This window comes from Micromonospora sp. SL1-18, assembly GCF_047921505.1.
In the GTDB taxonomy this organism is placed as follows: domain Bacteria; phylum Actinomycetota; class Actinomycetes; order Mycobacteriales; family Micromonosporaceae; genus Micromonospora.
Genome location: NZ_JBLROA010000127.1, coordinates 1 through 6,970, shown reverse-complemented (window position 1 = coordinate 6,970; position 6,970 = coordinate 1). Strand labels below are relative to the sequence as shown.

At 65.9% G+C, this 6,970-nt stretch carries 6 protein-coding genes and 1 pseudogene; 4 read left to right on the top strand and 3 right to left on the bottom strand.

Going from position 1 to position 6,970, the window contains the following annotated elements:
• Positions 1 to 70: 70 nt before the first annotated feature.
• Positions 71 to 1,405 (bottom strand): FAD-dependent oxidoreductase, encoded by a 1,335-nt coding sequence (locus ACNAW0_RS29555; RefSeq protein WP_416291327.1) that lies wholly within the window; start codon positions 1,403 to 1,405, stop codon positions 71 to 73.
• 358 nt (positions 1,406 to 1,763) lie between these two features.
• On the opposite strand from ACNAW0_RS29555, the gene ACNAW0_RS29550 reads away from it, so the two are divergent.
• Positions 1,764 to 1,892, top strand: a complete 129-nt coding sequence (locus ACNAW0_RS29550) for a hypothetical protein (protein ID WP_416291326.1) — start codon at positions 1,764 to 1,766, stop codon at positions 1,890 to 1,892.
• A 109-nt stretch (positions 1,893 to 2,001) separates the two neighbouring features.
• Here the strand turns inward: ACNAW0_RS29550 and ACNAW0_RS29545 are convergent, their stop codons facing one another.
• Positions 2,002 to 2,283, bottom strand: coding sequence for an IS3 family transposase (locus ACNAW0_RS29545; RefSeq protein WP_416291325.1), 282 nt, complete (start codon positions 2,281 to 2,283; stop codon positions 2,002 to 2,004).
• A gap of 100 nt (positions 2,284 to 2,383) precedes the next feature.
• A pseudogene (locus ACNAW0_RS29540) lies at positions 2,384 to 2,653 on the bottom strand (transposase); the annotation flags it as partial.
• Here ACNAW0_RS29540 and ACNAW0_RS29535 point away from each other — a divergent pair.
• The 3 genes from ACNAW0_RS29535 (at position 2,539) to ACNAW0_RS29525 (ending at position 6,638) form a co-directional block, all read left to right on the top strand.
• On the top strand, positions 2,539 to 2,844 hold the full coding sequence (locus ACNAW0_RS29535; protein WP_416291324.1) for a hypothetical protein: 306 nt from the start codon (positions 2,539 to 2,541) through the stop codon (positions 2,842 to 2,844). The pseudogene ACNAW0_RS29540 and the gene ACNAW0_RS29535 sit on opposite strands and share 115 nt — an antisense overlap.
• Positions 2,845 to 3,180: 336 nt before the next feature.
• Positions 3,181 to 4,602, top strand: coding sequence for an RNA-guided endonuclease InsQ/TnpB family protein (locus ACNAW0_RS29530; RefSeq protein WP_416291323.1), 1,422 nt, complete (start codon positions 3,181 to 3,183; stop codon positions 4,600 to 4,602).
• A gap of 659 nt (positions 4,603 to 5,261) precedes the next feature.
• Positions 5,262 to 6,638, top strand: coding sequence for an FAD-binding protein (locus ACNAW0_RS29525; protein WP_416291322.1), 1,377 nt, complete (start codon positions 5,262 to 5,264; stop codon positions 6,636 to 6,638).
• Positions 6,639 to 6,970 lie beyond the last annotated feature (332 nt).

Genomic DNA, 6,970 nt, shown 5'->3' with positions numbered 1-6,970 from the left:
CCACGACGGTCGACAATAGACGATTCTGGCCGGAAAAACGATCACTAGTCGCTCCTCCCCGACCCCCGGCTCAGCAGCGGGCGCGGCGCGCCCCACCGAACACCCGGATGAGGTGCCCCGGTGAGACCATCGCCGTCGCGGGCGCCAGCATCTGCGCGACCCGCAAGAACGTGCGGGCTAAAACCGGGTCCACGGTCGCGGCCAGGCGGTAGCGGTCGAGGTATCCGGCAAGCAGCCGGTCGGCAGCGGTGCGGCGGCCCGGTATCTCGGGGAACCTCAGGTCACCCCCGGCTGCGAGGGTCCATGCCCCGTCGATGACGCGCGCCGCTGCGCGGTAAAACCGCGTCGGCAGCGCGGCTGTCCCGCCGGCGGCGAGGTCGCGGAGGATCAGCGCCTCCATCGCGGCCACGGACATGCCCTGGCCGTAGGTTGGATTAAAGCTGCAAAGCGCATCACCGGTGACGAGGAAGCCCTCTGGTTGCCGGCGCTGCCTCTCGAAATGCCAGCGGACGCTGGCGGGGTACCTCATTCTGACAGCGTCGTCCAGCGGCTTCGCCTCCCGCATCAGCTTCGCGATATCAGGAACCGGCAGCGACTCGGCAAAGGCCAGCATTCCGTCCTCGTCGATCGGCGGGTTTTCGCCCACCAGGCCAAAAAGGACCAAGCCCCAACGGTCATCCTCCATGTGCACCACGCCGGCGCCACGCGGGGAGCCGGGGAACGGGACGATAAGGCAACCGTGCCGTCCGTCGAGCTGGCCCGGTTCCCAGCGGTAATTCCGAGTGACATACACGACGTCCGCCTCCACCCGCGAGCTGGGGGGTTCAGCGATTCCCAAGTCGCGCAGCCAGTGCAGTGCTCGTGATCCACGGCCCGCCGCGTCCACGACGAGATCGGCGGTCAGCTCCGGGGTGCGGGTGCTGTTGGTCCGCACGCCGGTCACCGTCGCGCCGTCCCGCCCGGTAAGCAGCCCCACCGCCTCGGCGCGGTGCACCTCGACGTTCGGTAGCCGCTCCACGCGCTGCCGTACAAGGTGCTCCACCATCGGTCGGCTGACGCCGACCCCGACCAGGTCGGACGGCTTCGCTGCGATGGCCCTGCCATCGAGGTAGTAGGTGGTATCGACCTGGGGATCGTTGCGGACGGCGCCGTGCTCGACCATCTCGTCGGTAATTCCGGGGAAGAGCTCGTCAAGGATTTCGGCCCCGCGGGCGAGCAATATGTGCAGGTGCCGCGACTGTGGCACGCCGCGACGGGGCGCAGGCTGCGCCGGCAGATCATCCCGTTCCAGCACTGTGACCCTGTCAAACGTCTCACTCAGTGCCCGGGCGGCCAGTAGGCCGGCGATGCTCGCGCCGACTACGACGGCGTGCCTGTTACCCAAAGACGTAATCCTCTCACTCATGGATATGGCTTCTCGCAGGCCGTGGGGCGGCTGGAAAGATAGTCACATGAAAGATTGTCGCATGATATCGGGGCGAGTTCCCCTTCGGACTTCAAGCGCGTCGCCCCAAGGCGCGCCACGCCCGGACCGCCGCACGCCGACCTTGGTCATCCAGGCTCTTCGAAAGTTAAGCGGGGCCACATCTACTGCTGATCTTGCCCGGCAAGGCTCTGCACGTGGGCGTTCACGTTAGTGGCGGCAGCCTCGGGGCTGAAGGCCCCCGCAGCTCTTCACCGACCATCTGAGTGTCGGGTTCGGACGATCACAAGTGACGGGCTGCGGGCAGGTCACCGGCGACCACCGGCGACACCCGACGCTCATGGCCAACGAAACGACCCGGCGTTTGGAACTGACGAAGGACGGCATCCTGCACGCGATCCTGGTCGTGGACCACTTCCACATCGTGCAGCTGGCCAACCGGGCCGTCCCGAGGTCCGCTGACGGATGACCGCGACCCACCGTGGCCGTCGTGGCCAGGGCCAGCGACCCCGAATTGGCAGCTACGTAATCGCCTGACCCGTTCAGCGGCCCGCATACACGCCCGGCACGTCGACCGCCTAGTCGACACCTTGCAGGTTGTGTTCGCGCATCAGCCGGTCGATGCGTTTGCGGCCGACACGGATTCCCCGGCGGGCGAGGGTGGCATGCACACGCGGGCTGCCATACGTCTGCCCGGACCGGTCGTGGATGTCGACGATCTCCGACAGCAGCCCACGGTCCTCGGCCTCCCGCGGGCCGGGGGTGGTCTCGCGGGCGCCCAAGCCGTAGTAGGTCGACGGCGCGATCTTGAGAACCCGGAGGACGGGCTCGACCCCGAAGCGGTCGCACAGCTCGCTCACGAGCGTCATAACCGTCGCCGGGTCGGGTCGAGTTCCGATGCGAAAAAGCGGACGCGGCCTTCAATATCTCGTTGGCTCTGCGTAGCTCAGCGACCTCTTTGCGGAGCCGCCGCAGTTCCTCGGCCTCGGCGGTGGTGGGCTGGTCGTAGCGCTCACCGTGATCAGCCTGGTCCTGGCGGATCCAGGTTCGCAGCGCCTCGGGATGCACACCGACCTGCTCGGCCAGACGCTTAGCTGGGCGATGACGGTGAAGGCGTGGCCGCTGGCGTGGTCGGCGTCGCCGAGCCGTCCGGCACCGTCGGCGGCGCCGCCCTCGTCTGCTGTGTAGCGCTCGCTGGGTACACGATGTGGAAGACGACGGGGCGCGCAGCCCTCACCGGCGTGCTGTTCGCCGCCGTCGGTGCCTGGGGCTTGGTCGACAACCACATCTACTGGCCGCTCGGCACGCTCACGATGCTCTGCCTCGGCGTGGGCCTTTGGATGCTGGCCAGCCGGAAACCACAACCGCGAGTAGGCATACCGCAGCAAGCTGGCCGCGATGAACGGCGATCTGCAGGGTGATGAACACAGGACCTTCTTCGACAAGGGAGAACCCATGATCACCCGCCTGTTCCGTCGTTCTGCGTACGCCGTCGGCGCTCTCGTACTCGTCGCAGTCGCGGCCGGAACCGGCCCGCTGGGCACCGGCCCGCTGCACGCGCTCTGCTGACGACGGATCCCTCCAGAACCGGGGGCTGGGCCGAGAGGAAGGGACCTCGCCCCAGCCCCCGGTTCCGTCAGTCCTAACCGGTGCAGTTCGGTAACGCCGGCGGCGGGGCCACACTTCCGATCGTCGGCGGCGAACCTCCCTACGCCGTGTTTCAGAAGTGTCATAGGTGGCGGGCATGCTGTGGGGTTGTGGGGAGGTTTACCGCGTTCCGGTTCACGGTCGATCCGTCGCCGTTGCAGGTGGTGGTGTTGGCTCGTCATGCGGGGGCGTCGCGGTTCGCGTTCAATCAGTGCCTGGCTCTGGTGAAGGAAGCCTTGGATGCGAAGCGTCGGGGTGGGTCGGTGGTGGTGCCGTGGTCGGGTTTCGACCTGATCAACGCGTTCAACTCGTGGAAGTGCTCGGCTGCGGCGGGTCGCCGGTTCGTGGTCGATGCGGCCGGTTCGGTCGAGGTCGTGGTGACGGGGTTGTCGTGGCGGGCGCGGGTGTGTCAGCAGGTGTGTGAGGAAGCCGCCGTCGACCTGGGTCGTGGCCTGAGCGCCTGGGCCGAGTCCCGGCGGGGGAACCGGCCGGGCCGCCGGGTGGGGTTCCCGACATTCAAACGCAAGACCCGCACCCGGCCGTCGTTCCGGATCCGCTGCACAACCAAGGCCGGTCGGACGAGCATCCGGATCGGGGATCCCACGGCCGGGCCTCGCAGTGTCTGCCTGCCGAAGATCGGGGCCCTGAGGGTGCGGGAGGACACCCGTCGACTGCGGCGGATGATCCGCACCGGCCGAGCCCACATCCGGTATGCCACCGTCTCCTGCCGGGCCGGCCGGTGGACCATCACCGTGACGGTGGAGGCAGCTGACCTGCATCCCGCCCGCCAGCACCCACCCCGACCCGATGCCGACGGCGGTGGTTGGGTGGGTGTCGACCGCGGCCTCGCCGCCCTCATCGTGGCCGCCGACACCACCGGGCGGCAGGTGTTGCGTGTCGATGATGCGCCGCGGCCGTTGCGGACCGCCCTGCCCCGACTGCGGCGTCTGTCCCGCCAAGTCAGCCGCAAACAGCGAGGCTCGCGCAACCGGGCCGAGGCTGTCGCCCGGCTGGCCCAGGCCCACCACCGCGTCGCCAACATACGTCGCCACTTCCTACACAAGGTCGCCAACCGGCTGGTCAAGACCCACGACCGGCTGGTCCTGGAAGACCTGCACACCGCCGGCCTGCTCCGTAACCGGCGTCTGGCCGCCGCCATCTCCGACGCCGGCTGGGCTGACCTGGCCCGCATCATCGGCTACCAGCAACGCTGGCGCGGCGGGCAGACCATCCCGGCGCCCCGCTGGTACCCGTCGACCAAGATGTGTAGTGCCTGTCGCACCGTCGGCCCCGCTCTGCCCCTGTCCGTGCGCATCTTCGGTTGCGGCGCGTGCGGGCATACGGCGGACCGGGACGTCAACGCGGCGGTCAACCTCGCTGTCTGGGCCGAGCAACACCATGCTCAGACCCGGGACCCCGAAGTACGAGGCCCGGTCATCAACGCCTCCCGAGGGACGGCTCTGGCCGGCGCCCACGCGCCGGTGAAACCAGCCCTGGTGACGGAGGAACCCTGCCGCCACGAACACCCGTGACGGCAGGGACGCCCGAGAAGGGCGGTGCCTCATGACCCAAAGGACTTATGAGACACGCTGTAGACCCTGATCGTCTTCCGTAAACGCGCGGGATGTCGTTCAGGTCGGGCTGGATCTGCTCGACCTACTCGCCGTTGGCCCCGGCGCCAGGAGTACGGTGTGCGCCATGTCGTCGGTGATGACCGGCGGCCGTCCGCCGTGCGGTGGATCGAGCGGCCGTTCGCTGAGAGGCTCCGGCCCATGCCTGTACCGGGCCGGATGCCGGCAACACAACTTCTGTGAGCTGCCCAGGTGCCGGTGCATCGCTCCGGTTGAGACGCCCTCAGAGATGAGCGAGCCCGGGCGAAAGCTTGCCGCCGTCTTCGCGGCCGCACCCGACGAGCACGCCGGCGAGCGTGGTGGGCGCGACGGTACCGGACACTGCGTAGAGGTGCGGGGCCACGCTACCCAGTTGCCTCGTCATATCGTTGGCGCCCGGCACTAACGGAAACACAACTCGGAGAAAGGGAAGTGTCTGGATGGATCCTCAGCGGTCTATATTCTCCCGGCGCAGTCTCCTAGGCCTGGCTGGCAGCGCCGCGGCGGCAGTGACAGTTGTCGGATTCAACACAACTACAGGCCGTTGGGTAACGGCAGTCCAAGCATCATCATCTTCTACGATGAAGCCAGTGCCGCCGCTCGACGGTACGCTCGCCATGGACAGCCAAACGCTCGCCGCGAATGCCCACGACGAAGGTAATGTCGTTAACGACCAAACTCCTTACGCCGTCCTCTTTCCCGGGTCGGTTAAGGATATCCAAAACATGATCCGTTACTGCGCCCAGAACGGGATTAAGGTCGCGACGAACACCGGGCGTAATAGTGTGTTCGGGCAAACTCTGGCGCCGGGGGGATTAATCATCAATTGCCGCTCCCTGAACACCATCCACTCCATTACCCCGAATGGAGCGGATGTGGACGGCGGTGTCCTGTGGATGGATTTGATCAAGGCGGCTTACGGTGCAGGTCTAACGCCTGCCGTAATTACTGGGTACACCCAGCTAGGTATCGCCGGGACGCTATCCATTGGCGGTTTGGGCGCGATCACCAGTAACCGACTGGTCTCTCAGGTCGACCAGATCCAGCAACTGCAGGTAGTAACCGGTACCGGCGATCTCGTAACCTGCTCGATGACCGAGAACACCGACTTGTTTCTCGCGATGTGCGCCGGTCAAGGCCAGTGCGGCGTGATTACCCGTGCCGTCGTGAATATGATCCCTGCGCCCAAACTCGCCCGACTCTATCGCGCGCCGTATGCGACTAATGACATTGCTACCTGCTTGAGTGACATTCGGACCTTGGCCGATAGAGGCGGGCGACCTCGGGGATTCGATTGGGTGGCGAGCGTCAATACCGCTGGCCTTAACGGCCTCGTCTGCCTCTGGGCGGCCGTCTTGTACAACCCGAATATGCCGCCACCGCCTACTTCAGTCCTTATGAAGGATTGCAGTTCGACCGCCCGGACGGCGATCGCAACCGATCTGCCCTACCTTGACTATGTCTTCTTGGTCGACACTGCGGTTAACTGCTTCAAGTCCGGACAGAACTGGGACAGATTGGTCAAGCCATGGTTTAACGTAATTCTGCCGGACAGCGGCGTGGATAAGTACGTTGGAACACTGTTCCCAAGGTTGACACCACGTGATGTTTCCCCTACTACGTTTGTTCTTCTTGCTCCACTCCTGCGATCGGCGTTCACACGCCCGCTATACCGAGTGCCATCTTCGGGTAAGTGGGCCTGGGTCTGCGGAGTTCTGACCAACTCCTCACTGCCAGGGCCTGACCAGGCATTTGCCGACGCCATGCTGGCCCGCAACTACGAGTGGTGGAGGAGCGCGGCGGCTATTGGCGGTACACGATACGTAGAGGACGCGATTCCTTTTAGTAAGGCGGATTGGCAAACACACTATGGGGCCGCCACATACTCCCGCTTCGCTGCATGGAAGCGGAAGTTCGATCCGCACGAAATCCTCGCTCCAGGAGCCGCAATTTTCTGACTCCACACCGGACATGGCCGCGTTGTTGTGGGGCGTTGGTCGGAAACGACCAGCCGCGACAGCGTCGACCCTGTCAAACTGGAGATGCCAGTCTCAGTGACAGGTCTTCTCTTCCTTGTCCAATGAGAACCGGCGTGGCCCGCATGCCGGTACACCCATAGCGTTGGATGGTCGCGGGAGGCTGGCGGCGCGTCGGGTAGAGACGGCCGCCGCCCAGTCCGCTGCCAGGAGATGCCACGATCTGTGGCAGTAGACCCGCGCTGGGCGCGGTAGCTGCGTACGTCACGGTACGCTCGCGGCCCGACGCTGCGTCAACTCAGCGCCGTGACGAG

Coding starts and splice junctions, on each gene's coding strand:
- ACNAW0_RS29555 (WP_416291327.1), bottom strand. CDS start 1,405: ATGAGTGAGAGGATTACGTCTTTGGGTAACAGGCACGCCGTCGTAGTC.
- ACNAW0_RS29550 (WP_416291326.1), top strand. CDS start 1,764: ATGGCCAACGAAACGACCCGGCGTTTGGAACTGACGAAGGACGGCATC.
- ACNAW0_RS29525 (WP_416291322.1), top strand. CDS start 5,262: ATGAAGCCAGTGCCGCCGCTCGACGGTACGCTCGCCATGGACAGCCAA.